The 25,339-nt window shown below is 70.1% G+C and carries 25 protein-coding genes and 1 pseudogene; 11 read left to right on the top strand and 15 right to left on the bottom strand.

Translation table 11 applies throughout. The annotated features are described in order from the left end of the window. Window positions 1-24: 24 nt before the first annotated feature. The 8 genes from glyA to plsX form a co-directional block, all read right to left on the bottom strand. Window positions 25-1,281, bottom strand: a complete 1,257-nt coding sequence (gene glyA / locus OV427_RS39150; RefSeq protein ID WP_267861337.1) for a serine hydroxymethyltransferase — start codon at window positions 1,279-1,281, stop codon at window positions 25-27. A 37-nt stretch (window positions 1,282-1,318) separates the two neighbouring features. Then, window positions 1,319-1,762, bottom strand: a complete 444-nt coding sequence (gene rpiB / locus OV427_RS39145; protein WP_267861336.1) for a ribose 5-phosphate isomerase B — start codon at window positions 1,760-1,762, stop codon at window positions 1,319-1,321. A gap of 31 nt (window positions 1,763-1,793) precedes the next feature. Then, complete coding sequence (fabF, locus tag OV427_RS39140; protein WP_267861335.1) at window positions 1,794-3,053, bottom strand: beta-ketoacyl-ACP synthase II; 1,260 nt, start codon at window positions 3,051-3,053, stop codon at window positions 1,794-1,796. Window positions 3,054-3,142: 89 nt separating this feature from the next. Then, a complete protein-coding gene (acpP, locus tag OV427_RS39135) occupies window positions 3,143-3,385 on the bottom strand; it encodes an acyl carrier protein (protein WP_164001339.1) in 243 nt (80 codons plus the stop codon). A 105-nt stretch (window positions 3,386-3,490) separates the two neighbouring features. Continuing rightward, on the bottom strand, window positions 3,491-4,240 hold the full coding sequence (gene fabG / locus OV427_RS39130; RefSeq protein WP_267861334.1) for a 3-oxoacyl-[acyl-carrier-protein] reductase: 750 nt from the start codon (window positions 4,238-4,240) through the stop codon (window positions 3,491-3,493). A 5-nt stretch (window positions 4,241-4,245) separates the two neighbouring features. Continuing rightward, window positions 4,246-5,178: an ACP S-malonyltransferase gene (gene fabD, locus OV427_RS39125; RefSeq protein ID WP_267861333.1), complete on the bottom strand. Its 933-nt coding sequence runs from the start codon at window positions 5,176-5,178 to the stop codon at window positions 4,246-4,248. A gap of 51 nt (window positions 5,179-5,229) precedes the next feature. Then, window positions 5,230-6,219 carry a beta-ketoacyl-ACP synthase III gene (locus OV427_RS39120; protein ID WP_267861332.1) on the bottom strand — a complete coding sequence of 330 codons (990 nt, stop codon included), beginning with the start codon at window positions 6,217-6,219 and terminating at the stop codon, window positions 5,230-5,232. Window positions 6,220-6,276: 57 nt separating this feature from the next. Further along, window positions 6,277-7,338 carry a phosphate acyltransferase PlsX gene (plsX, locus tag OV427_RS39115; RefSeq protein ID WP_267861331.1) on the bottom strand — a complete coding sequence of 354 codons (1,062 nt, stop codon included), beginning with the start codon at window positions 7,336-7,338 and terminating at the stop codon, window positions 6,277-6,279. A 482-nt stretch (window positions 7,339-7,820) separates the two neighbouring features. Between plsX and rpmF the strand changes: the two genes are divergently transcribed. Then, on the top strand, window positions 7,821-8,009 hold the full coding sequence (gene rpmF / locus OV427_RS39110; RefSeq protein ID WP_267861330.1) for a 50S ribosomal protein L32: 189 nt from the start codon (window positions 7,821-7,823) through the stop codon (window positions 8,007-8,009). Window positions 8,010-8,134: 125 nt separating this feature from the next. Here rpmF and OV427_RS39105 read toward each other — a convergent pair whose 3' ends face one another. Then, window positions 8,135-8,737 carry a YceD family protein gene (locus tag OV427_RS39105; protein ID WP_267861329.1) on the bottom strand — a complete coding sequence of 201 codons (603 nt, stop codon included), beginning with the start codon at window positions 8,735-8,737 and terminating at the stop codon, window positions 8,135-8,137. A 298-nt stretch (window positions 8,738-9,035) separates the two neighbouring features. On the opposite strand from OV427_RS39105, the gene OV427_RS39100 reads away from it, so the two are divergent. The 4 genes and pseudogenes from OV427_RS39100 to OV427_RS39085 all read left to right on the top strand — a co-directional run bounded on the left by OV427_RS39100 (window position 9,036) and on the right by OV427_RS39085 (window position 12,672). Beyond that, window positions 9,036-9,716, top strand: a complete 681-nt coding sequence (locus tag OV427_RS39100) for a response regulator (protein ID WP_267861328.1) — start codon at window positions 9,036-9,038, stop codon at window positions 9,714-9,716. A gap of 19 nt (window positions 9,717-9,735) precedes the next feature. Further along, entirely contained in the window at window positions 9,736-11,100 is a 1,365-nt protein-coding gene (locus OV427_RS39095) for a sensor histidine kinase (RefSeq protein WP_267861327.1), read from the top strand. A gap of 12 nt (window positions 11,101-11,112) precedes the next feature. Next, window positions 11,113-12,056 (top strand): annotated as a pseudogene (locus OV427_RS39090) (metallophosphoesterase family protein). Window positions 12,057-12,174: 118 nt separating this feature from the next. Continuing rightward, window positions 12,175-12,672, top strand: coding sequence for a SixA phosphatase family protein (locus OV427_RS39085; RefSeq protein WP_267861325.1), 498 nt, complete (start codon window positions 12,175-12,177; stop codon window positions 12,670-12,672). A 5-nt stretch (window positions 12,673-12,677) separates the two neighbouring features. Here the strand turns inward: OV427_RS39085 and OV427_RS39080 are convergent, their stop codons facing one another. The 6 genes from OV427_RS39080 to OV427_RS39055 all read right to left on the bottom strand — a co-directional run bounded on the left by OV427_RS39080 (window position 12,678) and on the right by OV427_RS39055 (window position 19,534). Continuing rightward, entirely contained in the window at window positions 12,678-13,130 is a 453-nt protein-coding gene (locus OV427_RS39080; RefSeq protein ID WP_267861324.1) for a DUF1634 domain-containing protein, read from the bottom strand. Then, the gene (locus OV427_RS39075) at window positions 13,127-13,969 is read right to left on the bottom strand and encodes a sulfite exporter TauE/SafE family protein (protein WP_267861323.1); all 843 of its coding nucleotides are present in this window, start codon (window positions 13,967-13,969) and stop codon (window positions 13,127-13,129) included. The genes OV427_RS39080 and OV427_RS39075 overlap by 4 nt, the downstream gene beginning before the upstream one ends. Before the next feature lie 92 nt (window positions 13,970-14,061). Next, a complete protein-coding gene (locus OV427_RS39070; RefSeq protein WP_267861322.1) occupies window positions 14,062-14,823 on the bottom strand; it encodes a carbonic anhydrase in 762 nt (253 codons plus the stop codon). Then, a complete protein-coding gene (locus OV427_RS39065) occupies window positions 14,820-16,367 on the bottom strand; it encodes a SulP family inorganic anion transporter (RefSeq protein WP_267861321.1) in 1,548 nt (515 codons plus the stop codon). Before OV427_RS39065 ends, OV427_RS39070 begins: the two co-directional genes overlap by 4 nt. 183 nt (window positions 16,368-16,550) lie before the next feature. Continuing rightward, window positions 16,551-17,894 carry a sigma-54-dependent transcriptional regulator gene (locus OV427_RS39060; RefSeq protein ID WP_267861320.1) on the bottom strand — a complete coding sequence of 448 codons (1,344 nt, stop codon included), beginning with the start codon at window positions 17,892-17,894 and terminating at the stop codon, window positions 16,551-16,553. After that, window positions 17,891-19,534 (bottom strand): sensor histidine kinase, encoded by a 1,644-nt coding sequence (locus tag OV427_RS39055; protein WP_267861319.1) that lies wholly within the window; start codon window positions 19,532-19,534, stop codon window positions 17,891-17,893. The genes OV427_RS39060 and OV427_RS39055 overlap by 4 nt, the downstream gene beginning before the upstream one ends. A gap of 125 nt (window positions 19,535-19,659) precedes the next feature. On the opposite strand from OV427_RS39055, the gene OV427_RS39050 reads away from it, so the two are divergent. From OV427_RS39050 to pstB, 6 genes are all read left to right on the top strand, one after another. Next, window positions 19,660-20,349 carry a response regulator gene (locus OV427_RS39050; protein ID WP_267861318.1) on the top strand — a complete coding sequence of 230 codons (690 nt, stop codon included), beginning with the start codon at window positions 19,660-19,662 and terminating at the stop codon, window positions 20,347-20,349. A 116-nt stretch (window positions 20,350-20,465) separates the two neighbouring features. Beyond that, the gene (locus OV427_RS39045; protein ID WP_267861317.1) at window positions 20,466-21,713 is read left to right on the top strand and encodes a porin; all 1,248 of its coding nucleotides are present in this window, start codon (window positions 20,466-20,468) and stop codon (window positions 21,711-21,713) included. A gap of 36 nt (window positions 21,714-21,749) precedes the next feature. Then, entirely contained in the window at window positions 21,750-22,571 is an 822-nt protein-coding gene (locus OV427_RS39040) for a phosphate ABC transporter substrate-binding protein (protein WP_267861316.1), read from the top strand. Window positions 22,572-22,611: 40 nt separating this feature from the next. Beyond that, on the top strand, window positions 22,612-23,622 hold the full coding sequence (gene pstC / locus OV427_RS39035; RefSeq protein WP_267861315.1) for a phosphate ABC transporter permease subunit PstC: 1,011 nt from the start codon (window positions 22,612-22,614) through the stop codon (window positions 23,620-23,622). Then, window positions 23,619-24,530: a phosphate ABC transporter permease PstA gene (gene pstA, locus OV427_RS39030; RefSeq protein ID WP_267861314.1), complete on the top strand. Its 912-nt coding sequence runs from the start codon at window positions 23,619-23,621 to the stop codon at window positions 24,528-24,530. Before pstC ends, pstA begins: the two co-directional genes overlap by 4 nt. A 50-nt stretch (window positions 24,531-24,580) precedes the next feature. Further along, on the top strand, window positions 24,581-25,324 hold the full coding sequence (gene pstB / locus OV427_RS39025) for a phosphate ABC transporter ATP-binding protein PstB (RefSeq protein WP_267863542.1): 744 nt from the start codon (window positions 24,581-24,583) through the stop codon (window positions 25,322-25,324). Window positions 25,325-25,339: the final 15 nt, after the last annotated feature.

Raw genomic sequence — 25,339 nt, 5'->3', positions numbered from 1 at the left:
GGGTGGCGGTACCTTGCGCTCCCCCTACTTCAGCCGCGAGGCGTACAGCGGGAAGCCCTGCGACAGCTCCTTCACCTTGCCGCGGATGCGCGTCAGGGCCGCGTCGTCCTGCGCCGCATCCAGCGCCTCGCCGATGAGCCGCCCCACCACCGCCATCTCCGCCTCGCGCATGCCGCGCGTCGTAATGGCCGGCGTGCCCACCCGGACGCCGGACGTCACCATCGGCTTCTCCGGGTCGAACGGAATCATGTTCTTGTTCACGGTGATGCCGGCCTTGCCGAGCACCTCCTCGGCCACCTTGCCGGTGAGCTTCTTGGGCCGCAGGTCCACCAGCATCAGGTGGTTGTCCGTACCGCCCGAGCACAGCCGCAGGCCCGCGCCCTTCAGCGCCTCCGCCAGCGCCTTCGCGTTGGCGACAATCTGCTTCTGGTACGCCTTGAACTCCGGCGACAGCGCCTCGCGGAAGGCCACCGCCTTGCCGGCGATGACGTGCATCAGCGGACCGCCCTGGATGCCGGGGAAGATCTGGCTGTTGATGCTCTTGGCGTACTGCTCGCGGCTGAGCACCAGGCCGCCGCGCGGGCCGCGCAGCGTCTTGTGCGTGGTGCTGGTGACAATCTCAGCGAAGGGCACCGGCGACGGGTGCACGCCCGCGGCCACGAGGCCGGCGATGTGCGCCATGTCCACCAGCATCGCCGCGCCCACCGCGTCGGCAATCTCGCGGAACTTCGCGAAGTCGAGCGTGCGCGGGTAGGCGCTCGCGCCCACGACGATGACCTTGGGCTTGTGCTCCCTGGCCAGCGACTCCACCTGCGCGAAGTCGATGGTCTCCGTGTCGCGCGTCAGGCCGTAGTGGACGACCTTGTAGAGCTTGCCGGAGAAGTTGAAGGACGCGCCGTGCGTGAGGTGTCCGCCGGAGTTGAGGTCCAGCGACAGCATGGTGTCGCCCGGCTTCATCAGCGCCATGAAGGCGCCCATGTTGGCCTGGCTGCCGGAGTGCGCCTGCACGTTGGCCGCGTCCGCGCCGAAGAGCTCCTTCACGCGCGACAGGGCCAGGTTCTCCGCGACGTCCACCACCTCGCAGCCGCCGTAGTAGCGCTTGCCGGGGTAGCCCTCCGCGTACTTGTTGGTGAGCACCGAGCCCACCGCCTCCATCACCGCCGGGGAGACGAAGTTCTCGGAGGCGATGAGCTCCAGCCCCTCTTCCTGGCGCTGCGTCTCCTCGCGCAGGACGCGGGCAATCTCCGGGTCCACGTCGGCCAGCGTGCGGGTGTTCTCCATGGCGGATTCCCTTCGGACAACGGGTACGGCGGGGCCGTCAGCCCTGGGACTCGGCCTCGCGGATCTTCTGGACGCGCCGCTCGTGGCGGCCGCCCTCGAAGGGGGTGCTGAGGAACGCCTCGAGGATGGCGCGGCCCACGCCGGCCCCCACCACGCGCTGGCCCAGGCACAGCACGTTGGCGTCATTGTGAGCCCGGGCCATGCGGGCCTCGAACTCGGTGGTGCACAGGGCCGCGCGCACGCCCCGGTGCTTGTTGGCGACGATGCTCATGCCAATGCCGGTGCCACACACCAGCACGCCCAGCGCGTACTCCCCGCCCGCCACCGCGCGCGACACCCGCGAGGCGAAGTCCGGGTAGTCCACCGAGTCACGCGTGACGGGGCCCACGTCCTCATGGGCCACGCCACGCTCTTTCAGCGCGGCCACCAGCTCCTGGCGCAGCTCCAGGCCCGCGTGGTCGGAAGCGAGAATGATTCTCACGCGGGTGTCTCCCTGGAGCCGCACAAGGCCGTCAGGCCTGGAACCGCTTGAACAGCAGCACCGCGTTGGTGCCGCCAAAGCCGAACGAGTTGCTCATCACCGCGTCCACCTTGGCCTCACGCGCCGTGTTCGGCACGTAGTCCAGGTCGCAGTCCGGGTCCGGCGTCGTCTGGTTGATGGTGGGCGGCAGCACGTTGCGAGTCAGCACCAGCGCGCTGACCACGCCCTCTGCTCCACCCGCCGCGCCGAGCATGTGGCCCGTCATGGACTTGGTGGACGACACCGCGAGCTTGCGCGCGTGGTCGCCGAACACCGCCTTGATGGCCTTGGTCTCGTTCGCGTCGTTGAACGGGGTGGAGGTGCCGTGGGCGTTGATGTAGCCCACCTCCTCCGGGTTCATCTTCGCGGAGTTGAGCGCCAGCCGCATGCAGCGCGCCGCGCCCTCACCCTCCGGCGCCGGCTGCGTGACGTGGTACGCATCCGAGTTGGCGCCGTAGCCCACCAGCTCCGCGAGAATCTTGGCGCCGCGCTTCTTCGCGTGCTCCAGCTCCTCGAGCACCAGCATGCCCGCGCCCTCGCCCATGACGAAGCCGTCACGGTCCTTGTCGAAGGGACGGCTGGCACCCGACGGGTCGTCGTTGCGCGTGGACAGCGCCTTCATCACCGAGAAGCCACCCAGCCCCAGCGGGGTGATGGCTGCCTCGGCGCCGCCGGCGATGGCCGCGTCCGTCTCACCCAGCTTGATGGACTTCCAGGCTTCACCGATGGCGTGGGCGCTGGTGGCGCACGCGGACACCGGGGCCCAGTTGGGGCCCTTGCAGTTGTACCGCATGGAGATGAGGCCGGGCGCCATGTTGACGATCATCTGGATGATGAAGAAGGGCGACAGCCGGTCGAACCCCTTCTCCAGGCCCTTGCGGTGCTGCTCCTCGAGCGAGGAGATGCCACCGATGCCCGAGCCGACGATGACGCCCACCTTCTCCGGCGCATAGCCGTTCGGCTGGTCCGGACCGATGGGGATGCCCGACTCCTTGACGGCCATGTCCGCGGCGGCCAGGGCGTACTGGGCATACAGGTCCATCCGGCGCACCTCGCGCCTGTCGATGAACTGCTCCGGCTCGAAGTCCTTCACCTCGCCGGCGATGCGCGCGTCGATCTTCAACGGGTCGAAGCGCGAGACCAGGGCAATACCCGACTTGCCGGCGAGCATCGCCTGCCAGTTCTTCTCGGTTCCAGTGCCCAGTGCCGAGATGAGCCCGGTACCGGTGACGACAACTCGACGGTCTGACACGATCCTCTCCGGTGGCGCTCAAGGGGACACCGGGGACGCCACGTTCAACGCGGCGTCTCCCCGCACCCCGGCACGCCCTGGTGTGCGGCCTACTTCTTGTGGGTGTTGATGTAGTTGATGGCGTCGCCGACGGTCTTGATGTTCTCGGCTTCCTCGTCGGGGATTTCGACCTCGAACTCCTCTTCCATCGCCATCACGAGCTCCACGATGTCGAGGCTGTCCGCGCCAAGGTCCTCGATGAAGGACGACTCGGGCTTGATCTCGTCCTCTCCCACCCCGAGCTGGTCGGCGATGATGTTCTTGACCTTGGTCTCAATGGCTGACGTCGACATAAGTGTAGAACCCTCCAGGAACCAGATGTCGGCCCGGTGGCTTCCCGGGCCCTTATCGAAAGCCGGCGCGGTATATCCCACGCCCGGTTGCAATCCAACCTTGGGTTACATGTACATGCCGCCGTTGACCTTCAGGACCTCGCCCGTGATGTAGGACGCGGCGTCCGAAGCGAGGAACACCACGGCCCCGGCGACCTCCTCCGGGTTGCCCAGTCGACCGAGGGGGATGCCCTCCAGCATCTTCTGGCGCAGCTCGTCACTCAGGTGGGAGGTCATGTCCGTCCCGATGAAGCCGGGGGACACGGCGTTGACGCGGATGCTCCGGCTCGACAGCTCGCGGGCCACGGCCTTGGTCAGACCGATGAGTCCTGCTTTGGAGGCCGAGTAGGCCGCCTGCCCGCCGTTCCCCATCTCGCCCACCACAGAGGTGATGTTGATGATGGCCCCGGCCCGCTGCTTCATCATGGGGCGGCTGGCCGCGCGGATGAGCGCGAAGGCGCCCTTGAGGTTGGTGTCCAGCTGCTTGTCCCAGTCCTCGTCCTTCACGCGCATGACGAGGCCGTCCACCGCCACGCCCGCGTTGTTGACGAGCACGTCCAGCCGGCCGTGCGTCTTGACGACGGTGTCGATGGCGCTCGCGCCCGCGGCGGTGTCCGACACGTCGAACTTCACGGCCTCGGCCTTCGCACCGGCCGCCTGGAGCAGGCCCACCGTCTCCTGGGCCGCCGCCTCGTTGCCCGCGTAGCTGATGACCACGGTGGAGGCACCCGCCTTCGCGAACGCCACGGCCACCGCCCGGCCGATGCCGCGCGAGCCACCCGTCACCAGCACCACCTTGTCCTTGAAGCCGCTCATGGTGTTCACCCCAGCGCCGCGAGGACCTTCTCCAGGCCCGCGGCGTCCTCCACGTTGAACGTCTCGATGTCCTTGGTGATGCGCTTGATGAGGCCGCACAGCACCTTGCCCGGCCCCAGCTCCACCACGCGGGTGACGCCCTCGGCCTTCAGCGCCTCCACGCACTCAATCCAGCGCACCGGCGAGCTGACCTGCTCCAGCAGCAGCGGCACCACGCGAGAGGCGTCCGCGTTGGGGCGGGCCTCCACGTTCGTCACCACCGGCACCGCGGGCGCCTTGATCTGCACACGGCCCAACACTTCGGCCAGTCGCGGCTTCACCGGGTCCATCAGCGCGCAGTGGAAGGGGGCGGACACCGGCAGCGGCATGACGCGCTTGGCCCCGGCCTCCTTGCACTTCACCCCGGCGCGCTCCACCGCCTGGGCGTTGCCGGCGATGACGGTCTGCTCGGGCGAGTTGTAGTTGGCGGGGGCCACCACCTGCCCCTCGGCCGCCGCGTCGCAGGCCGCCTTCACCTTCTGCGGCTCCAGGCCCAGCACCGCGGCCATGGCACCCACGCCGGTGGGGACGGCCTCCTGCATGAAGGTGCCACGCGCGCGCACCGCCTTCACCGCGTCGCCCAGGGACATGGCACCCGCGGCCACCAGCGCGGAGTACTCGCCCAGCGAGTGCCCCGCCACGAAGGCCGCCGCGGGGCCGCGCTTCGCGAAGACGGCATGCGCCGCCACCGACACCGTGAGGATGGCCGGCTGGGTGTTGGCCGTCAGCTTCAACGCGTCTTCAGGCCCCTCGAAGCACAGGGTGGACAGCTTCTCCCCCAGCGCCTCGTCCACGGCCTCGAAGACGGCCCGGGCCTCGGGGAACTTCTCGTAGAGGTCCCTGCCCATCCCCACGGCCTGACTGCCCTGCCCGGGGAACACGAACGCGACCTTCGCCATGTGCGGTCTCCGCCTCCTGCTTCCTGTGTTCTGCGTTGCCCTACCCGCGCGCTACCAACGAACGACAGCGCTGCCCCACGTCATGCCCGCGCCAATGGCCATCATCGCGATGACATCTCCCCGCTGGAGCCTGCCGGCGCGGTGCGCCTCGTCCAGCGTCATGGGCAGCGAGGCCGACGACGTGTTGCCGTACTTGTGCAGGTTCAGCCAGCACTTGTCTCGCGGAATCTCCAGCCGCTCCAACGCGGCGTCCAGGATGCGAGCATTGGCCTGGTGCGCAATGACGTGGTCCACCTGCCCCGGCGTCAGCCCGTGCGAGGCCAGTGCCTCCTGCGTGGACTCCACCAGGGCGCGCACCGCGAACCGGAAGACCTCGCGCCCGTTCATGTGCAGCGTGTTCAGCTTCGCGCGCACGGCCTCCTCCGTCATGGGCGTGCGAGAGCCGCCCCCGGGGATGGTGAGGATGTCCGCCAGCGCACCGTCCGTGTGCAGGTGCGTGGAGAGGATGCCGCGCCCGTCCTCCGGCGTGGGCGACGGCGACAGCACCATGGCGCCCGCGCCGTCTCCGAAGAGGACGCACGTGTTGCGGTCCTCCCAGTCCACCACCCGGCTGAGCAGCTCCGCGCCGATGACGAGCGCCCGCCGCACCTGCCCGGAGCGCACGAACTGATCCGCCACGCTCATGGCGTACAGCGAGCCCGCGCACGCGGCGCCCACGTCGAAGGCGAAGGCCCGCCGCGCGCCCAGCTTCGCCTGCACGAAGGCCGCGCAGGACGGCATGGGCATGTCCGCCGTAATCGTCCCCACGACGATGAGGTCCAGCTCTTCCGGGGCCACACCGGCCATGTCCAGCGCGCGCCGCGCCGCCTGGACGGCCATGTCACTGGTGGCCTCGTCGGGCGCCGCCTGCCGCCGCTCCTGGATGCCGGTGCGCTCGCGAATCCAGGTGTCCGAGGTGTCGACGCGTTGCTCCAGCTCCTGGTTGGTGATGACCCGGGAGGGGGCGTAGGAACCGGTTCCGATGATCTGCGTACATGCCACGAGGGTTCTCCAGAGGGAGATTTCGTCCGTCGGAACCCAACGCCCGGGGCACGCTCTCTAATCGGAAACGGCTTCGTCTGTCGCTTTTTTTCCCTTCTGGTGGGTAGGAAGCCAGACACTGGCCCGCTCGATGCAACGCGTCAGCTCTTCCTGGAGTCCGCCCTCGGCCATGGCCAGCGCGGCGCCCAGCGCGTTGTAGAGGGCGCGAGGCGTGGAGCGGCCATGCGCGACGATGCCGACTCCCTGGATGCCCAGCAGGGGGGCGCCGCCATACTCGGCGTAGTCCACCACCCGCCGCAGGCCCGCCAGCGCGGGCTGGAGCAAGAGTGCCCCCAGCTTCTCCGGCAGGCCGCCCCGCTTCTCAATCGCCTGGCGCAAGAGGCCGATGACACCCATGCCCACGCCCTCGGACGTCTTGAGGACGATGTTGCCGGTGAAGCCATCGGTGACGACGACCTGCACGTCGCCGGAGAACAGGTCCTTGCCCTCCACGTAGCCCACGAAGTCCAGGTCCGAGCGGCGCAGCAACTCACTGGCCTCGCGGGTGAGCGGCGTGCCCTTGGAGGCCTCCTCTCCATTGGAGAGCACCCCCACCCGGGGCCGGGCGACGCCCAGGCGGGCGCGCACGTAGGCCTCGCCCATGACGGCGAACTGGGCCAGGTGGGACGGCCGGCAGTCCACGTTGGCGCCCGCGTCCAGCAGCAGGCAGCGGCCCCCGCCCTTCAGGGCCGGGAAGAGCGCGGCGATGGCCGGCCGCTCCACGCCGGGCAACCGCCCCAGCGTCAGCAGCCCGCCCGCCATGACGGCGCCGGAGTTGCCCGCGGACACCAGCGCGTCCGCCCTGCCCTCGCGCACCAGGTCGAAGCCCACACGCAGCGACGAGTCCCGCTTCTTGCGGAAGGCCGCGGAGGCATGGTCGTCCATCTCCACCACCTCCGAGGCGTGGTGGACCTGGAGGTTGGACGGCGGCCGGCCGCGCGCGAGCAGCGGGGCCACCCGCGCCTGGTCTCCCACCAGCAGCACCTGGTGGTCAGGGTGGGCCCTGGCGAAGAGGAGCGCCCCCTCCACCGGGGCGGCGGGGGCGTGATCGCCGCCCATGGCATCCAGCACCAGCCTCATGCCTGCCATCCCTGTAGGTTTCTGAGCGCCATGGAGGGGTTCCCGTGCGCGCCCTGGGAATGGGGGCCAGGGCGGCGGCGCAGCACACCAGGAAGCCCCCAGGCGGGCAACGACTGGCTGCCCTGCCCGGTAGGGTGCCCGCAGGGCCGGCCATCCCTGTCAGAAGCCGGAGAAATGGGCTCGCCCGGCCGGAAGTTGTCACCCGGCACCCGTCGGAGGTAGAGCGGGTGGGAGGTGGTGGTCGGGAGAAGTCTTCCCAGGGCACGCAGGCGCATTGACTCGGGGCTTCCGAGCCGCTAGGGTCCGCCGCCTTCCGAAGCCGGACATGGAGTACGGGAGCCTTCGAGCAACCGCTTCAGCCCGGTGTAGTTCGTAGAGTGTTGCGCAGGACGCCGGGGACCCCGGCACAGCGCTTGAGACATTTTGACTGAACCGGTCCGGCCGGCATCAACCCCGGGTCGGCGTCGATATAGAGGTGAGCCGTGGGTGTCCCCAAGAAGCGTACTTCGAAGATGCGTCGCGATCGCCGCCGCGCGGCCAACAGCAACCTGCGCGTCGCCGTGCAGGTGTCCAAGTGCCCCAACTGCAAGGAGCCGGTGATGCCTCACCGCGCCTGCAGCGCCTGCGGCCAGTACAAGGGCCGTGAAGTGCAGCCCCAGGCTGGGAGCTGACACTCCCGCCCGGACGGCGCCCTTCCTGAGCGCCGGTAGCAACAAGGGCCGCGCCTCCATCTGGAGGTCGCGGCCCTCGTCGTTTCCGCCACCGGGCCGCGCGTCTTCACGCGGCCCGCGGCGCGTCAGTTGCCCAGCTTGATGTTCTTCAGCGGCGCCAGGCGCGGGTCCACCGGCTTCGTCTCGCACGAGCACGTCGCGTCGTTGCGGTTGATGCCGCACTGGGGGCACAGGCCCTTGCAGTCCTCGCGGCAGACGGTGGTCAGCGGCAGGGCCAGGATCAGCTGCTCCCGGACGATGGGGTCCAGGTCGATGACCTTCCCGTCGAAGACCTCCTGGTCCGCGTCGTCCAGCTCGAAGGAGCCACCCGTCTCACCCTGGCTGCGCTCCTTCTTCTCCATGAGGGACTCGTCGTCCTTCAGGTAGTCGTCCCCGTGGACGAGCGCCTTCGGCACCAGGTTGAGGGTGAAGGACACGGGCACCTTCATCTCCACGTCGCCCAGGCAGCGCTTGCACTGGCTGGTGACAGTCGCCGTGAATTGCCCCTCCAGCAGCACGCCGCCGCTCACCTTGCGCAGCGACGCCTTGAGGGTGGACGGGCCCGCGGCACGGAAGCCGGTGTCCTCGCCGGACTCGCCGCCGCCCAGCGCCTCGCCGAGCAGGTTGAGACCGATGGGCTCGTTGAGCTGAAGCCCCGTCTCCTTGATTTGTTCAATCTTTACGAGCATTTACGACTTTCAGTCAAAAGAGGGCGGGCAACATAGAGGGCGGCCCCTCCCCGGTCAACACGACCTTGTCCAACTCCGCCACGAAGATGTCACGCCACCGTCACCCCCTGTGGCGAGCCCTTCGTGGATTCTTCAGATAACGCTTTGATGGAGCCGGTTTGATGCACGGGCAGGATGGTGGTCGCGCGAGGGTTGTCCCTTTCGCGAGGCGGACCGGGGAAGCCCTCCCGGGGGACATGCGTCCCCGCTGCCGTCTGGCCGCCTGCTCGCGGCACGCCAGAAGCTTCGAGAGGACCTCATGTCGCGCATCCTGATCATCGAGGACGAGCAGGACCTCGCCGGACTCGTCGAATACAACCTCCGGGCCGCCGGCTTCGAAACGGAGACGGCGAACACCGGCGCGGGCGGCCTCTCCAAGGCGCGCGCGCAGCCCCCGGACCTGGTGCTGCTGGACCTGATGCTGCCAGACATCGCGGGCAGTGAGGTGCTGCGCATGCTCAAGCTCGACACGGAGCTGCGCAAGACGTCCGTCATCATCGTCAGCGCGAAGGGCCAGGAGACGGACCGCGTGCAGGGCCTGGAGCTGGGCGCGGACGACTACGTGGTGAAGCCCTTCTCCGTCCGCGAGCTGCTCCTGCGCGTCAAGGCGGTGCTGCGCCGCGGGGACGTGGAGGAAGGCCCGGCGGCGCTGCTGACCTCCGGCGACATCTCCCTGGACACCTCGCGCCACCAGGTGCGCGTGAAGGACGCGGAGGTGGTGCTCACCGCCCTGGAGTTCCGCCTGCTGCGCACCCTGATGGAGCGCAGCGACCGCGTGCAGACGCGCGAGGTGCTCCTGTCCGACGTCTGGGGCATCCAGGCCGAAATCCACACCCGCACCGTGGACACACACATCAAGCGGCTGCGCGAGAAGCTGGGCCCCGCGGGTGACATCATCGAGACGGTGCGCGGCGTGGGCTACAAGCTCAGCCCTCCGTAGGCCAAGGACGCCCAGGCCCATGCCCGTGCGCGCCATCCTCCTCCCGCTGCTGCTGCCAGCCCTCGTGGTGGCGGTGCTCGTCGCCGTGCTGGACACGCCCGGCGGCGCGCTGGCCGCGGCGCTCGTCACGCTGGCCGGCTCCCTCATGGCCCTGGGCGTCAGCCGGGGGAACCTGCAGCGGCAGCTGGACACGCTGGCCCTCCACACGCGAGGCCGTGCCGAAGGCGCGCTCGCGCCCACCGCGCCGGACCCGGACCAGCTGGAAGAGGTGGCCAACCTGGAGGGCGCCATCGACACGCTCCACGCCCGGCTGTCCGCGCAGAACACGCAGCTCACCCAGGAGGCCCGCACCCTCACCGCCGTGCTGGACGGCATGGCCGAGGGCGTCTGGGTGACGGACGCCGAGGGCACCGTGGTGCGCCACAACGACGCGCTCCGCGACATCCTCCAGCCCACCGTCTCGGGAGGACTCATCGGCCAGCGCCCGCTCGCGCTGCTGCGCAACGACGAGCTCCATGACGCGGTGATGCGCGCGTGCGGCGAGGGCGCCTCCACCCGGCTCGAGCTGGCGCTGGAGGGGCTGTTCCCCCGCACGCTGTCCGTCCGGGTGACACCGCTGGGCCGTGACTTGCCGGGCAGCGCCGCCGTCTTCCACGACATCACCGAGCTGCGGCACCTGGAGAACGTGCGCAAGGACTTCGTGGCCAACGTCTCCCACGAGCTGCGCACGCCGATTACCGCCATCCGCGGCTACGCGGAGACGCTCCAGGGCGGCGCGCTCAATGACCCCGTCATGGCACCGAAGATGGTGGAAATCATCCACCGCCAGTCCGAGCGCCTCTCCGAGCTGGTGGAGGACCTGCTGGAGCTGTCGCGCCTGGAGTCACGCGAGGTGCGCCTGACGCTCACCGAGGTGACGCTGGCCGAGGCCGCCGCCCGCGCCGCCGACACGGTGCGCCCCAAGGCCGAGGGCAAGTCGCAGCGGGTTTCACTCCATGTCCCGGCGGAGCTGCGAGCCCTGGGAGACCCGCGCGCGGTGGAGCAGGTGCTCCTCAACCTCCTGGACAACGCGGTGAAGTACACGCCGGCCGGCGGACGGGTGGACGTATACGGTGCGTGTGAGGAAGACCGCTGCGTGGTGCGAGTGAAGGACACCGGGCTGGGAATCGAACCCCGGCACCTGTCCCGCATTTTCGAGCGCTTCTACCGGGTGGACAAGGGTCGCAGCCGCGACATGGGCGGCACCGGCCTGGGCCTTTCCATCGTCAAGCACCTGCTGCAGGCCATGGAGGGGGAGGTCAAGGTGGAGAGCCAGCCCAACGAGGGCAGCACCTTCACCATTTTTCTTCCCCGGGCCGCTCCCCCCAAGGCTGCGACCGGATAGGATGGGGCGACCATGCGGGTCGCTATCCTCGCGGACATCCACGGCAATCTTCCTGCCTGCGAGGCTGTCCTCGAGGACATCACGCGCTCGGTGGCGCCCGACTACATCGTCGCGGCCGGAGACCTCGCGCTGCGCGGCGCGCACCCGCGCGAGACGGTGGACCTGCTCTTCGACCGCTGCGACTCGGTGCTGATGGGCAACACCGACTGCTACCTCGCGGGCAACTACCTGGGTGGGGCCTACCGCGAGCGGGACCACTGGAAGACGGAGCTGCTGCGCTGGACGAGAGACCAGCTCGGCGGAGAGCTGCTGCAGAAGCTGGGCGCCCTCCCCTTCTCCGTGCGCTACACGCCGCGCAAGGGACAGGACCTCTTCGTCTGCCACGCCAACCCTCGCAACCTCGAGGAGTCGCTGGACCCGACGCTGGACGACGTGGCGGTGCGCCGCTTCTTCAACCACCTGGACGCAGCCGCGTGCGCCTTCGGGCACCTGCACTTCCCCTACCGCCGCCGCGTGGGCCGGATGCTCATCGCCGACGTGGCCAGCGCGGGCATTCCGCGCGACGGGGATCTACGCCCCGCCTACGGCGTCTTCACCTTCACGCCCAAGGGCTGGCGGGTGCAGATCCGCCGCGTGCGCTACCCGGTGCGCAAGGCACGCAAGCCCTCACCGCGAGGCGCGTGCCCGGCGGCCCGTTGCTCATCCACAAGCTGGTGGAGGCGCGCTACCGCCACCACAACGCGCTGCTGGAGGCCGCGCGCCGCCACTCCGGCCTGCCTCCTCCGGGCCCCGTGCTCCGCCCGCCGCCCGGCGCCGTCGCGCGCAACCTGGCCACGCCGCTCGACGGCCGGCCGCCGACGGAAGTGGACCCCGGCACCCTGCCCGCGGACATGGATGGCACCGTGACGGACGCCAGCCCGCTGCCGCTGGACATCCTCAACGACATGGAAGGTTGAGCCTCCCGGCGGCCTTCGAGGGAGTGTCCAACAGCCACTTCCGGACGCCTGGACACACGGTTGTCGCAGTGCCGTTGCTTGCGCGTGGGCCGGGGCGGTGTGATTCACCGCCGCCACCATGTCTCCCCGAGAGCTACCGTTGCTGCTGGTCCGCCACGCCGTGGCGGAGGACTCCCATGAGCTGGGCGATGAGGCCCGCGCCCTCACCTCCGAGGGCCGCGCGGCCTTCCGCCACCACGCGCGCCGGCTGGCGCGCCTCACGCCACTGACGGGCATCGTCACCAGCCCGCTGGTGCGCGCGGTGCAGACGGCGGAGCTGCTCTGCGAGGCCTTTGGCCTGTCCAGCGTGGAGGTCCACCCCGCGCTGGTGCCTGGGCCGGGCGCGCACAAGCGCATCCTCAAGCTGGCCCGCCACCTGGGGCCGGGCTGGGCGCTGGTGGGCCACAACCCCTCGCTGGAGCGCGCGGCCACGCTCGCGCTCGACGGCGAGGAATTGCCGGAGAAGCTGCGCAAGGGCACCGCCATGGCGCTGAGGCCGCTCTCCGACAAGGGCTTCACCCTCGCGTGGTGGGCCACGCCGGGCCGGCCGGTGCGGCGCCCCGGCGACAGGCGCTGAAGGCGTCAGCCCTCCGCCGCGCCCAGGATGAAGGACAGCACGAGCAGGGCCAGCACCGTGGTGGTGATGGCCACGTAGCGCGTGTCCCGCTGCTGCCGGAAGATGAGCAGCGACAGCGCCACGCGCATCACCGGCACCGCCATCATCACCAGCAGTCCGGACATGACGAAGGACTGCCCGCGCGCGGCCATGGCCCCGGCCACCACGTCCGACAGGCCGTGCGGCACCGGGTGCGGCGCGGTGAGGCGCTGCAGGGCCTCCGACGAGACGAGGTAGTCCGGGTGGCGCAGGAAGGTCACCAGCGTGCCCAGCGTCACCAGCGTCAGGCTGGCCAGCACGCCGTAGCGCAGCAAATCACTGATGAGCAGCTCCGGGACGAGCGGTATTGGCTCGGACTCCACCTCCAGCGCGGGGGCGACGACCTGCTCCCCACGCTGCGACTCCGGCCCCTCGCTCATGACACCCACCCCTTGTGCAACATCTCATACGCCACCCACAGCAGCACGAGGACGAAGAGCCCGCGCAGCCAGGTGTTGTTCATCCGCGACATCAGGTGGCGCGAGCCCAGCCACGCGCCCAGCGTGACGCCCACGCACACCGGCCCCGCGATGAACGGGTCGATGTAGCCGCGTGCGAAGTAGACGCCCGCGCTGGCCGCCGCCGTCACGCCAATCATGAAGTTGCTGGTGGCGGTGGACACCTTCAGCGGCAGCCGCATGGCCAGGTCCATGGCCGGCACCTTCAGCGCCCCCGAGCCGATGCCCAGAAGCCCGCTCACCGTGCCCGCCACGTACATCAGCCCCAGCCCCAGCAGCGGCCGGGTGACGCGGTAGGGCACCTCGCGCCCGGAGGCCTCGTCCCAGTAGCTGCCGTGCAGCGCCAGCCGGTCCGCCAGCGCGTCCGCGGGCACCAGCGTCTCTTCATGCGCCTGCATCCGCCGGAGCATGGCCAGCGCCGAGTACGCCATCACGGTGCCGAAGACGAGGTACACCACGCGCCCGGCGACGAGGCCGGCCAGGTACGCGCCGGTGAGCGCGCCCGCCGTGGTGGCCAGCTCCAGGAACATGGCCACCCGCATGTTGGCCATCCTGTCCCGCACGTACGCCGCCGCCGCGCCGCTGGAGGTGGCGATGACGGAGACGATGGACGCCCCCACCGCGTAGTGGATGTCCACCTTCAGCCACAGCGTGAGGACGGGAATCAGGATGAGCCCGCCGCCAATGCCCAGCAGGGAGCCCAGCAGTCCCGCGCCCACGGAGAAGCAGAGGACGACGAGCGTGAAGAGGAAGGGAGTCATCGAAGGCGAGGGCATCCTTCCTCGCTCGCGCCCTTTTTCCAACAAGAGGACGGCGCCTTTCGCGCCGTCCCCCGCCTGCCTGCCCGCTTGCGTCAGCGCCCGTTGGCGACGGAGAGCCACGGGGGCGTAGCGGACTTCGGCCCCGCGGCGTCATTCGCCGAGGGCTCGGCGTCCGTCATGGACGTGCCCCCGCCCAGCTCCCGCAGCAGCGCCTCCCCCACCAGCTCGTCCATGGGGACGAAGCGGCCCTGCGTGGGGCGCCAGGCGTGGACCTGGGCATGGGCGATGTCGAACCACCAGCCATGCAGCCGGAGCGTGCCCGCCGCGAGCCGCTCCTTCACCAGCGGGTACGTCCTGATGTGCTCCAGCTGCTGGAGGACGTTGAGCTGGGAGAGCCGGTCATGCTCCGGCAGCCCCTCGCCCACCGGGCTCCCGGCGCGCAGCGCGCGCAGCGCGCCCTGGCCGTGCGTGAGCCAGTGGGCCAGGTTGGGCGTCTCCGGCCCCACGCCTCCCGCCAGGATGGCCTTCATCGCGCCGCAGCTCGAGTGGCCGCAGATGACCACGTCCTCCACCGGCAGGTGCTGCAGCGAGAACTCCAGCGCCGCGGGCTCGGACTGGTCTCCCGTGGAGTGGCCGTCGGCGTCCGAGGGCGGCACCAGGTTGCCCACGTTGCGGACCACGAACAGGTCTCCCGGGTCCATGGACACGAGCAGGTTCGGCACCACGCGGCTGTCCGCGCAGGAGATGAACAGGCAGTCGGGATACTGGCCCTTGGCCAGCTTCGCGAAGACGTCGCGGTACCCCGGACGGGCGTTGAGCTGGAAGTCGAGCAGACCACGGATGAGCTTCTTCACTGTGCACCTCCAGAAACGAGATTGTTCGAAGAGACCCGCTCGGCCAGGGCCGACGCGGCCGACCTGCGGGTGCCCTTGTGGGTCCAGATCTCCTCCAGCGACTCACTGCTCACGCTGCCGCCCGTCTTGCGGTGCGTGTCACACCAGTTCTCCAGGGCCTCGTGCCCGGAGTGGTCCAGCGTCTCCAGCGCCAGGTCCAGCTCCACCCGCGCGCCGGTGGGCACCTGCGCCAGCGCCGTGGACAGCCGCGGCACGCCCACGAAGGTGAGCGCACCCGACACGCTGACCTGATACGCCTCGCCCTTCTTGCGCACGTCCACGCGGACGCTGCCCAGGTGCCACAACAGCCGCAGCATCGCCACGAGCAGCCCCAGTCCGATGCCCGCCAGCAGGTTGATGCCGACGACGCCCGCGACGGTGACGAGGTAGACGGGCAGCTCGCCGCGGTGGTGCAGCTCACGGATGTGGTCCACGTTCACCAGCTTCACGCCGACCACCACGAGCAGGCCGGCCAGCACCGTCAGGGGCACCAGGCCCGCGACGGAGCCCAGCAGCGTGACGAAGAGCAGCAGCCACACGCCGTGCATGAAGCCAGACATCCGCGTCTTCGCGCCGGCACCGACGTTCGCCGCGCTGCGCACGATGACGCCGGAGATGGGCAGCCCACCGACGAGGCCGGACACGGTGTTCGCCAGCCCCTGCGCGAACAGCTCCTTGTCCAGGTTGGCGCGCGGCCCCGAGTGCATCTTGTCCGTGGCCACCGCGCACAGCAGCGACTCCGCGCTGGCCACCAGCGCCAGCGACAGGACGGCGCCCGCGAACACGCCCCAGTTACCCTCGGGCAGCGACGGGAGCTGGAAGTTGCCCAGCAGGTTCTCCGGCAGCTGCACGCGCGTCACATCCGCGCCCCACAGCGCCGCCACCGCCGTGGCGCCCACCACGGCCACCAGCGGGCCGGGCACCGCCTTCAGCCGCTTCACCGGCATCACCTGCCACAGCACGAGCAGGCCAATGGTCAGCAGCCCCAGCATCGCCGCAGGGCCATGCAGGTCCGCCAACTGCCCCGGCAGCTCCTTCAGGTTCTGCCACGCGCTGGACTGCGGCGCGCCGCCCAGGACGATGTGCACCTGTCCCAGGACGATGAGGATGCCGATGCCCGCCAGCATGCCGTGGATGACGGCCGGGGAGATGGCCAGCGCCGCGCGCGCCACCTTCAGCCCGCCCAGGAGCATCTGCAGCACCCCCGCCGCCGCGACGACGGCGAACGTCGTCGTCAGCCCCAATTGTTGAATGAAACCGAAGACCATCACCGCCAGCCCGGCCGCGGGCCCGCTCACCTGGAGCGGCGCGCCACCGAACAACCCGACCACCAGCCCTCCCACCACGCCGGCAATCAGGCCGGAGATGATGGGCGCGCCCGACGCGAGCGCGATGCCCATGCACAGGGGCAGGGCCACCAGAAAGACCACCAGGGAGGCAGGCAGGTCCGCGACGAGCGACTTCCATGCGGCCGCTCCATTCCCAGGACTCTTCAACTTCTCCATCACACCTCCACGAGAAGGCGCCATGACCTGGCGCACACAGTGCTCGTGGGCCTTCGCAACATGCGTGCCGACGCGTTGGCCCCTCGCGTCAGAGGGGGCGCTGTCGGCAGGGGGCGGAGGGGGATGAAAGCTTTTTGAAGTGGCGGTCCGGGCGCTGAAAGAATCTTGAATGCCCGGTCGGCGTCACTCCTCGCCGAGTCGGCGGAGGAAGGTGGGGTACGACAGCCCGAGCGCCCGGGCGGCCTCCATCCTCCGTCCGTCGAGCCGGCCGAGGACGTGGCGGACGTAGAGGCGCTCCACCTCCTCCAGCGGGCGGGGCGGGCCCGGTACCACGAAGGCGTCCGGGTCCGTCGGGGACGGCGCGGCGTCACCGCGCGGCTCCAGCGCCTGCAGCTCCAGGGCGGGCCCCGTCTCCAGCACCAGCGCGCGCTCCAGCACGTTGCGCAGCTCGCGCACGTTGCCCGGGAAGGGGTAGCGCTCCAGCCGTTTGACGGCCGCGGGCGAGAAGCCCACGGGCCTGCGCCCCAGCTCGGCGCACAGCTCCGCCACCAGCGACTCCGCCAGCGGCAGCACGTCCTCGCGCCGCTCGCGCAGGGGCGGCAGCTCCACCCGGAAGACGCTCAGGCGGAAGTAGAGGTCCTCGCGGAAGCGGCCCTCGGCCACCTCGCGTGTGAGGTCGCGGTTGGTGGCGGCCACCACGCGCGCGGTGCTCTGCAGCTCCACGGTGCCACCCAGGCGGCGGAACGCCCCCTGGTCCAGGAAGGTGAGCAGCTTCGCCTGGAGGCCGAGCGGCAGCTCGCCGACCTCGTCGAGGAAGAGCACGCCGCCATTGGCCACCTCCACCAGGCCGCGCCGGGCCGCGCGCGCGTCGGTGAAGGCGCCGCGCTCGTGGCCGAACAGCTCACTCTCCACCATCGTCGCGGGCAGCGCCGCGCAGTTGACGTGGACGAAGGGCCCCTGGCCTCCGCGCAGGGCGTGCAGGTGACGGGCAATCACCTCCTTGCCCACCCCCGTCTCGCCCAGCAGCAGCACCGCGCTGCGCGGCGCCGTCGCGATGCGCTCCAGCATCTGCAGCGCGGCCGACATCGCCGGAGAGCGGGGACGCAAGAGCCGGTGCCGGCCGCCCAGCTCGCTCTCCGCCTGCCGCAGCCGCTCGTGCAGTTGCAGGTCCGCGGCGGCCCGGCGCGCGCGCAGCACCAGGTCGTCCAGCTCCACCGGCTTGGACAGGTAGTCGCGCGCGCCCGCCTTGATGGCCTCCACCGCGTTGGCGATGTCCCCGTGCGCCGTCACCAGCAGCACGGAGGTGTCCGGGAACTGGGTGCGCAGCTCGGGGAGGAAGTCGATGCCGTCCCCGTCGGGCAGGCGCCTGTCCAGCACCACCACGTCCGGCGCCTCGCGGGAGAGGGCCGCGCGCGCGTCGTGGAGCGAGTGCGTCGTCGTCACCCGGAAGCCTTCCTGCCGGAGCACTGACGCGGCCAGCGCGGCGAAGGTCCGGTCATCGTCCACCAGCAGCAGATGGGTGCTCATGGCGTGCGCTCCAGGGGCAGCCGAAGCGTGAAGCGGCTGCCCTGCGGACGGCGGAGATAGGTCAGGCTTCCCCCATGAGCTTCGACGGAGGAGCGTGCCATGGGCAACCCCAGGCCGATTCCCTTCGCCCGGCCCGTCGCGAAGGGCTCCCACAGGCGCGGCTCGAGCCCGGGGTCCACGCCTCCCGCGTTGTCCTCCACCACCAGCACCCCCTCCTCGCCTTCCCGCGTCAGGCTCACCGACACCCACGGCTCGGTCCGCAGCCCCGTGTCCCGGGCCACCGCGCCCGCCTCCACCGCGTTGCGCACCAGGTTGTCGATGGCGCTCACCAGCAGCGCCGCATCCCCCTGCACCATCAGCCCCTCCTCCAGCGACGTCCGAAGCTCCACCACCTCGGACTCGGGCAGCATGCTCACCGCCTGCAGGGCGTCCTGCGCCAGCAGCCTCAGCTCGCAGCTGCGGCGCAGCGCGGCCCGGGGCGAGCCGAAGGACAGCAGTGAGCGCGCCAGGTGGCCCAGGCGCTCGACCTGCGAGCGCAGTGCCCGGACGGGCAGCTCGCTGCCCGCGGCGGTGTGCCGCAGCACGGAGAGCGCGGCCTGGATGCCATTGAGGGCGTTCTTCACCTCGTGCGCGATGAGCGCCGCGGCCGTGCCCAGGGCCGCCATCGTCTCCTGCCGCCGCAGCCGGTCCTCGGCCGCGAGCAGGGAGCGGTAGGAGCGACGGAAGAGGAGGATGAGCACCACCAGCGTGCTGACGAGCAGCGCGACGTGGAAGGCCAACTGCCGGAGCAGCCGCGCGCGCAGGTCCGCCGTGGCGGTCTCCTCCTCCAGCACCACCAGCAACAGCCCGCTCCGCCCCACCCAGGCCGCCGCGCCCACCAGCGGGTTGCCGGAGAGGTTCAGCGGCCCGGGTACCTCCGCGAGCGCCCGCAGCCGCTCCGACGCCTCCGGCGGGCTCGCGCCCCGGGGGGATGGCAGCAGGAACCGCCCGCGCTCGTCCATCAGCAACTGCGTCGTCCCCGCGGTGGTCCGTGTGGGCAGCGCCCCGGCCCGCACCTCGCCCATGAGCACCCCGCGCAGCCTGCCGCTGCCCATCATGGGAACGGCCACGACGAGCGGCCCGCCCTCGCGCTCGAGCAGGTCAATCTCCGGCGCGTGCCGCTCCACCATCCGCCGGAACCAGGGGCGCTGCGTCACCGGCGAGTCCCCCAGCGACATGCCGGGAGGGTCGCTCCACAGCCGCTTGCCGTCGGGCCCGAGCAGCGCCACGCCCTCCGAGAAGAGGGACGAGTGGTAGAAGGCGCTGTCGAGCAGCGCCTCCTCCGCCGGCGAGGTGCCGTCCTCCGGGAAGAGCGCGGGGTGCCCCGAAACGCGGGCCAGCTCCGCCTCCAGCACGCCCAGGTGGACGCTCAGCGCATCCGCCTGCACCCGGGCCATGCTCGACAGACGGGTGAGCAGCTCCTCGCGCGCGCGGCGCACGTCCTCGACGTAGCCGATGACGGGGCTCGTCAGCGCGAGGAGTCCCACCAGGCCCAGGCCGAGCAGCGCGGAGCGGCCGCCCCGCCGCTGCTCATGCGCCAGCTCCCCGGGCGTGGGGGTGAGCGAGGGAACCGGTGGCGGGGGTGGGAGCTGAGGGTCCATGGGTGTGAGACGGAGATCTACACCGGAGCCGCGAACTCCATCCCAACTGTCTTCCCCGGAACCTCACGCAGTTGTTGCAGACGCGTCACGCGGCGGAAAACCGGTACGCGCACATTGCGTGCGTCATGTCCCATGTCCTCATCGTCGACGACGAGCAAGACCTCGCGGAGCTGATCGACTTCAACCTGCGCGGCGCGGGCTTCACCACGCGCGTCGCCCACACCGGCGAGGTCGCCCAGGCCGCCGCCCGCGAGCAGAAACCAGACCTGGTGCTCCTGGATTTGATGCTGCCGGACATGTCCGGCATGGACGTCTGCCGGCAACTCCGCGCCTCCACCCTGACGCGCGACGTCCTCATCGTCATGCTCACCGCCAAGGGCGAGGAGGCGGACCGCATCCGCGGCTTCGAGGCGGGCGCGGATGACTACGTCGTCAAGCCCTTCAGCGTGCGCGAGCTGGTGCTGCGCCTCAAGGCCATCCTCCGCCGCGGCAGCACGCCCGCGGACGGCGTCGCGCCCCGCATCATCGGCGCCCTCAAGCTGGACGTGGGCGCCCACCGCTTCTACGTCGAGGGCAAGGAGGTGCAGCTCACCGCGCTCGAGTTCCGCCTCCTGGAGTACCTGATGACGCGGCCGGGCCGCGTCCAGACACGAGACCAGCTCCTCGAGGAGGTCTGGGGCCTGTCCTCCTCCCTGGAGACCCGCACCATCGACACGCACGTCATGCGCCTGCGCGACAAGCTCGGTCCGGCGCGCGCGCTGCTGGAGACGGTGCGCGGGGTCGGCTACCGCATCATCGACCCCTCCGCCGCGTGACGCCCGTCACACGTTCGTGATGCACGTTCACCCATTTGTGACAGGCGGGACGCGAAAAGGCCACACGGGACCCATAGATCGCCACGCGCCGTAACACACCGGAGCCCCCACAACCCATGCGCAATCTCCTCGTTGCATTGCTCACCCTGACCTCCAGCGCGGCCCTGGCCCAGGCTGCGGAGCCCCAGCCCGGCACGGCCGACGCGACGCCCCCCGCCACCGAGACGCCCGCGACCGCCGAGGCCCCCGCGGAGCCCACCGTCGATGAGCGGATGACCACCACCGAGGGCAAGGTCTCCTCGCTGGAGGAGCAGAACATCGAGACGAAGAACGACCTGTCCGCGCTCAAGAAGCTGAAGATCTCCGGCTACGTCCAGGCCCGCTACCAGTACCAGGAGCCCCTGGACGACACCGGCACGGGCGGCTTCAGCCGCTTCGGCGTGCGCCGTGGCCGCCTCAAGACGACCTACACCACGGACTGGGCGCAGATGATGCTGCAGATCGACGCGGTGCCCGACACCGGCGTGACGGTCCGCGACGCCGAGGCCACGCTCTACATCCCCGGGACGAAGCAGCAGATGGCCCTCACCCTGGGCCAGATGAAGTGGCCCTTCGGCTACGAGGCCGTGCAGTCGTCCAGCGACCGCGAGATTCCCGAGCGCAGCCGCGTCATCCGCGCCTTCCTCCCCGACGAGCGGGACCGCGGCGCGAAGTTCTCCAGCCGGTTCTACAAGGGCCTGCTGAACGTCGCCGTCGGCGCCTTCGACGGCAACGGCATCTTCAACCAGGGCTTCATCGGCACGGACAACGACAAGGAGAAGGACGTCATCGGCCGCGCCGGCTTCGACATGAAGTGGCTCTCCGGTGGCGTCTCCGGCTGGTATGGCCACACCCTGGGCCGCAAGCCCACGGACACCTACCGCGTCGCGTATGACCGCAACCGCATCGGGCTGGACGCGCAGATGTACCTGGACGTGCTCCCCTTCGGCGGCACCGCCATCAAGGGCGAGTACATCAACGGCACGACGTACTCGAAGAGCTCGGGCAGCACGAAGGTGGATCAGCTCGGCGTGCCGGCCAGCGGCTGGTACGGGCTGGTGGTGCAGAACGTGGGCCTGACGGACGCCGTCGCCGTCCGCTACGACTACTTCGACCCCGAGAACGGCCGCCCCAACCTCGAAACCCCCGAGCACAAGCCCGGCCCCAACAACTCGGTGGGCACGCTCGCCGTCGCCCTGCTCCACTACTTCTCGGAGAACCTCAAGGCCACCGTCGCCTACGAGCTGCCGATGACGGCCGCGCCCGGCACCGCCGAGGACCCGCACGACAACCTGCTCACCCTCCAGCTCCAGGCCCGCTACTAGGCCTGCTCCCACCAACCGCAACTCGGAGAGACCACAATGAAGACCTTCCTCAAGTCACTCGTCGCGGTGTTCCTGCTGGCAGTGCCCCTGGCCGCCCAGGCGGGCAACGTCACCGTGAAGGGCTCGGACACCATGGTCATCCTCGGCCAGCGCTGGGCCGAGGAGTTCATGAAGAAGACCGCCGCCACCAAGGTGCAGGTGACGGGCGGCGGCTCCGGCACCGGCCTGGCGGCCCTGCAGAACGGCACCACGGACATCGCCATGTCCAGCCGCGAGATGAAGGACGCCGAGGGCGAGAAGCTGCGCACCCGCTACAACACCACCGGTGTGGAAATCGCGGTGGCCAAGGACGGCGTCACCTTCTACGTCAACGGCTCCAACCCGGTGAACTCGCTCACCATGGAGCAGCTGCGCGGCATCTACCTGGGAGACATCACCAATTGGAAGGAAGTGGGCGGCCCGGACGCGCCCATCGTCGTCTACTCCCGTGAGAACTCCTCCGGCACCTACGTGTTCGTGAAGGACAACGTCCTCAACGGCGAGGACTACACCTCCTCCGCCCAGACGCTGCCCGGCACCGCCGCGGTGGTGAACGCCGTCGCCAAGGAGAAGAACGGCATCGGCTACGGCGGCGCCGCGTACGCCAAGGGCATCAAGGAGCTGAAGGTCAAGAAGGGCAACGAGGAGATCGCCCCCACCGCGGAGAACATCAAGAACGGCAAGTACCCGCTCTCGCGCGACCTCTACTTCTACCTGCGCAACAAGCCCTCTGGCGAGGTCAAGGCCTTCATCGACTTCGCCCTCTCGGCCGAGGGGCAGGCCATCGTCACCAAGGTCGGCTACTTCCCCGTGAAGTAGTACCGGCGTCACACGATTGTCACGCGAGGCCCTGACGCACATGGATAGACAGGTGGTCATGCAGCAGGGCCTCACGGAAACCTTGGCAGTGCCGCGGCTGTCCGCGGCCGCGCGGCGCCGACAGCTCCGGGAGAAGGTCATCGCGGGCTTCGTCACGCTGGTGGCCTTCACCGGCATCGCCGCCCTCGTGCTCATCATCGTCTTCGTGGCCAAGGAGGCGCTCGCGCTCTTCCTGGAGCCCGAGGCCCGCCACGAGGCCAGCCTCTCCAAGATGTTCCTGCCGCAGGTGGTGCGGCAGGGGAAGCCGCCCGCCTTCGTCTGGCAGCCGGTCTCCAATATCCCCAAGGTCAGCATGATTCCGCTGTTCATCGGGACGCTGAAGACCACCGTCGTCTCCATGCTGGTGGCCGTCCCCGTGGGCGTCTTCGGCGCGCTCTACGCCGCCGAGTTTGCCCCCCGCCGCCTGCGCGAGCTGCTCAAGCCCGTCATCGAATTGCTGGCGGGAATTCCCTCCGTGGTGCTGGGCTTCTTCGCGCTGATGGTGATGGCCACCGTGCTGCAGGAGGCGTTCGGCCTGCACACCCGGCTCAACGCGCTGGTGGCCGGCATCGGCCTGGCGCTGGCCATCGTCCCCGTCATCTTCACCGTGGCCGAGGACTCGCTCACCGCGGTGCCGCGCAGCTACCGAGAGGCTTCCCTGGCGCTGGGAGCCACCCCGTGGGAGACGGCGTGGAAGGTGGTGCTCCCCGCGGCGGCTCCCGGAATCCTCGCCGCGTGCGTGCTGGGCTTCGGGCGCGCCATCGGCGAGACGATGATCATCCTCATGGCGTCCGGTAACGCGGCCATCGTCTCCGCCAGCCTGGGCGACTCGGTGCGCTCGCTGTCGGCCACCATCGCCGCGGAGATGGGCGAGGTGGTGGTGGGCAGCCCCCACTACTCCCTCCTCTTCTTCATCGGCGTGCAGTTGTTCCTCTTCACCTTCGTCCTCAACATGCTCGCGTCCACCTGGACGAAGAAGGTCATCAAGCGCCTGACGGGGAGTGCCTCGTGACGTACCGCATGCGCCGCGCGGTGGGGCTGTTCCTGACGACGCTCACCGGCCTGGCCGCCTTCCTCATGGTGGGCATGCTGGTCCTCATCCTCCTGGACGTGGTCGCCAACGGCGCCAGCCACGTCACCTGGACGTTCCTCACCCAGCCGCCGAGCGACGGCATGATGGGCGGCGGCATCTTCCCCGCCATCGTCGGCACCGCCGCGCTCACCCTGCTGATGACGCTGGCGGTGATGCCGGTGGGCGTGCTCACCGCCGTCTACCTCCACGAGTACGCCCCGCCGGGCTCGCGCCTCGCGGCCTGGGTGCGCGTCGCCGTCGTGAACCTGGCCGGCGTGCCCTCCATCGTCTTCGGCCTCTTCGGCCTGGGCTTCTTCATCCTCTTCGTCGGCCAGGGCATGGACCGCGTGCTGGGCTACGAGGAGATGCACTGGGCGCAGCCGGGCATCCTCTGGGCGTCGCTCACCCTGGCGGTGCTGACGCTGCCGGTGGTCATCGTCTCCACCGAAGAGGCCCTGCGCGCGGTGCCGCTGGACCACCGCACCGCGAGCCTCGCGCTGGGGGCCACCCAGTCCCAGACGCTGGTGCGGGTGGTGCTGCCGGGCGCGCTGCCGGGCATCCTCACCGGCGCGGTGCTGGCCATCTCCCGCGGCGCGGGCGAGGTGGCGCCCATCCTCTTCACGGGCGCGGCCTACTTCCTCCCGGATCTGCCCAGCCACCTCAACTCGCAGTTCATGCACCTGGGCTACCACACGTACGTGCTGGCCACGCAGTCACCGGACGTGGAGGCCACCCGCCCGCTGCTGTACGCGACGGTGCTGGTGCTGCTGCTGCTCACCTTCGCCCTCAACCTCGTCGCGGTCATCATCCGGACGCGCACGCGCCGCAAGGCCGCCGGCGCCCACTGAGAGACGGTACGCCTTCCATGTCCCTCCAGCCCCATGCCCCGCGCGCGAAGATGGAGTCGCGGGAGTTGACGCTCCGCTACGGCACCAAGACGGCCATCAACAAGGTCTCCCTGGCCATCCTCGAGCGGCGGGTGACGGCGCTCATCGGCCCCTCCGGCTGCGGCAAGTCCACCTTCCTGCGCTCGCTCAACCGGATGAATGACCTGATTCCGGGCACCAACCACACGGGCGCCATCCTCCTGGACGACACGGACATCCACGACCGCAGCGTGGACGTGGTGGACCTGCGCCGCCGCGTGGGCATGGTGTTCCAGAAGTCCAACCCCTTCCCCAAGAGCATCTTCGAGAACGTGGCCTACGGCCTGCGCGTGGGGGGCATGAAGGACAAGGCGGAGCTGGCGGCCCGGGTGGAGAAGTCCCTGCGCGGCGCGGCCCTCTGGGACGAGGTGAAGGACCGCCTCAACGAGAGCGCCCTCGGCCTGTCCGGCGGCCAGCAGCAGCGCCTGTGCATCGCCCGCGCCATGGCCGTGGAGCCCGAGGTGCTGCTGATGGACGAGCCCGCCAGCGCGCTGGACCCCATCGCCACCGCGAAAATCGAAGAGCTCATCCACGAGCTGAAGGCGCAGTACACCATCGCCATCGTCACCCACAACATGCAGCAGGCCGCGCGGGTGTCGGACCGGACGGCTTTCTTCTACATGGGCGAGCTGGTGGAATGCGGGGGCACGGAGCAGATCTTCACCAACCCTCGCGAGAAGCGCACCGAGGACTACGTCACCGGCAAGTTCGGGTGAGTGGACGAGCGGAAG

It is taken from the genome of Pyxidicoccus sp. MSG2, assembly GCF_026626705.1.
Classification (GTDB): Bacteria; Myxococcota; Myxococcia; order Myxococcales; family Myxococcaceae; genus Myxococcus.
The sequence above is the reverse complement of the archived record's forward strand: the minus strand, read 5'-3'. Positions and strand labels throughout refer to the sequence as shown.